Origin of the sequence: Arachidicoccus sp. (assembly GCF_050436765.1) — a bacterium.
Lineage (GTDB): Bacteria > Bacteroidota > Bacteroidia > Chitinophagales > Chitinophagaceae > Arachidicoccus.
The window spans coordinates 1-1,195 of the sequence record NZ_JBNQGD010000305.1 but is presented as its reverse complement, the minus strand read 5'-3'; the positions used below and the strand labels follow the sequence as shown (position 1 = coordinate 1,195).

Sequence of the window (1,195 nt, the reverse complement as noted above, 5' to 3'; positions counted from 1 at the left end):
GTCAAATCCTCAAAATAACGCGGAACGAGCAAAGTTGTTCCAGTTGTTTCAGCATTTTATGAATTTCTACTCGCTTTTAAACTCCAATAATTTATTTACACTGCGGAGCAAAAGTTTGGGCGACCCCTATATCTGGAAATCCGTAAAGCCAAATTTTCTGAAATTTTCAGGGTATATACATGATCCAATTATCAACAAAACGCGCTCAAAAAAGTTCCATGTAACCAAAAAATTTATTATAGAAGTCCATAAAGTTCAAAAAATCGTTGGTGCAAAAGTTTGGACGAGGTTCAAATAATCAATCGATCTGGCCTCCTTTTGCTTCCAAAACGGCCACCAAACGCTTGTTCATGCTTGCATAGAGGCTCTTAATAGTGCTGGGCTCAATCCGACGGGCGCAACGCTTGATCTCGGCTAGTAAATCCTTCTTGTGGTTGATTTGTCGGTGAGGTTATTGTTTTGTGTGGAGGTCGGTCCATCCTTTTTCAATCAGATTCTAATCTGGGGTATATGCAGGCCACTCGGTCGTAGCAACTTCCTCTTCAAAGAATCCGTCTCGAACAACTTGTGCCCAATGTACGCGAGATCCATCTTGCTGCCAAGTCCATCCTCTCTTACCCATTTCTCGCCTGGCCCACGGAGAGAAGGACGTGCGGAGGTCCAAAATGTAGTCGACAGCCTTGTAGTGGTCGCTAACTTCCTGAAAATATGCTTTTGAAATTTCAAAAATGACTACATAACTCCAGAAACTCACTTTTATTAACAAATTGCCTTTGCTTGAAATTGCGCCCAAAACCATGACTGATCCTCCGCCCATTTGACGCTTAATTCGGTGCAATTGCGCATATTCGGCGCCGTAAGAGCCCAAATTGTCGGGTCCGTCCAAATTGAAACGTTTTTCGTCGCTAAAAATCCACCGGTCAAAATTGGTACCAGCCTCCAAATGACGTCTTGCAAAGTTGAGTCTCTCTTTCTTGTGCTTCTTTGTCAATGGCAGTTTCTTCTTGGTAACCTTGTAGAGGACATCATTGCGCGTAAGTTCTCTTTGAATGGTCCATCGACTCACCTTATCCAAGTCCAAGTTTTCCTTAACCGAACGTGAGATAACTCTGTGACCGGACTGAACTTCTTTGACAACATGGCGTTTCATCCGACGAACATCCCGTTTTGTCAACTTCTTAGGACGTCCCATAGG

At 43.3% G+C, this 1,195-nt stretch carries 2 protein-coding genes; one reads left to right on the top strand and one right to left on the bottom strand.

The window, feature by feature from the left end; translation table 11 throughout:
- On the top strand, positions 1-298 hold a 298-nt coding region (locus tag ACQR30_RS13320; RefSeq protein ID WP_429735915.1), incomplete at its 5' end, for a hypothetical protein.
- Positions 299-496: 198 nt separating this feature from the next.
- Here ACQR30_RS13320 and ACQR30_RS13315 read toward each other — a convergent pair.
- A partial coding sequence (locus ACQR30_RS13315) for a hypothetical protein (protein ID WP_429735913.1) occupies positions 497-1,195 on the bottom strand: 699 nt, incomplete at its 5' end.